Origin of the sequence: Algoriphagus limi (assembly GCF_024919275.1) — a bacterium.
Taxonomy (GTDB): Bacteria; Bacteroidota; Bacteroidia; order Cytophagales; family Cyclobacteriaceae; genus Algoriphagus; species Algoriphagus limi.
Genome location: NZ_JANWGH010000002.1, coordinates 868,700 through 869,930 on the forward strand (window position 1 = coordinate 868,700; position 1,231 = coordinate 869,930).

Below are 1,231 nucleotides of genomic sequence, written 5' to 3' on the forward strand. Positions count from 1 at the left end.
CGAGACCTACACAACGACTTACACGATCACCCAGGCGGATCTGGATGCGGGTAGCGTGGAGAACACGGCGACCGCGACCGATGGAACGACCACGGGCAGTGATACCGAGACGGTGACGGCGGAATACTCTCCATCAATCAACATTACTAAGACTGGTCAGTATGAGGATACTAATAGTGATGGGTTGTATTCAATTGGAGATCGTGTGAATTATGAGTTCACGGTTACCAATACTGGTAATGTTGATCTCACTGACGTATCTGTAACTGATCTTAATCCTTCAGTAATAATTGAAAATGGAGGTTTGATAGGAACTCTTTTGATTGGTGAATCCATCTCCATTTCAGGATATTATGAATTGACGGAAACTGAATTGATTACAGGTCAATTTATCAATACTGCTACAGCAACGGGTTATTTCAAAGGTGAACCATATACAGATAGCGATGATGATACTCAAAGCTTCAAAATTGTTTCTCTAGAAATTGTCAAAACAGCTGTTGCTGTGAATGGTATTAATGATCCATTGACTTATAGTAATGTAGGAGATGTTATTACCTATACTATTACCCTTGAAAACACAGGAAATTGGCCTATAAATAAAAATCAATTAGATGTAGTTGATCCATTGGCCACCAGTGGACCTGTATATGAGTTTAGTAGTGTGGATGAAAACCCTGTTCTTCAACCTGGTGAGATTTGGACTTATTCAGCAACTTATGTAATCACTCAGGCTGATTTGGATAATGGAAACTTTACTAACACTGTAGCTGTAAATGTTAAATCTGGATCTGAAGATTATGAATTCACGGATGATGAAACGGTTGATGCGGTTGTATCCCCTGAGTTGACGGTGATCAAGACTTCGGATGTGTCGACTTACGAATCGGTAGGCGATGTGATTACCTACACGATCACGGTTCAGAACACGGGCAATGTGACCTTGACCGATGTGGTGGTAAGCGATCCGTTGACCGGACTGGATGAATTGATTGCAAGTCTTGCTCCTGGTGTGACCGAGACTTACACGACGACTTACACGATCACCCAGGTGGATCTGGATGCGGGTAGCGTGGAGAACACGGCTACGGCTACATACAGCTACGGGGATACTGAATACAGTGAGAGCGATTCTGCGAGCGTGACGGCGGTTCAGGGTCCTGCGATCACGATCACCAACGATGCGGACCGGGATGTTTACAGTTCGGTAGGCGAGGTGATTACCTACACC

At 44.1% G+C, this 1,231-nt stretch carries 1 protein-coding gene; it reads left to right on the plus strand.

Annotation, left to right across the window (positions count from 1 at the left end):
- A partial coding sequence (locus tag NY014_RS12185) for a DUF7507 domain-containing protein (RefSeq protein WP_435520636.1) occupies positions 1–1,231 on the plus strand: 1,231 nt, incomplete at both ends.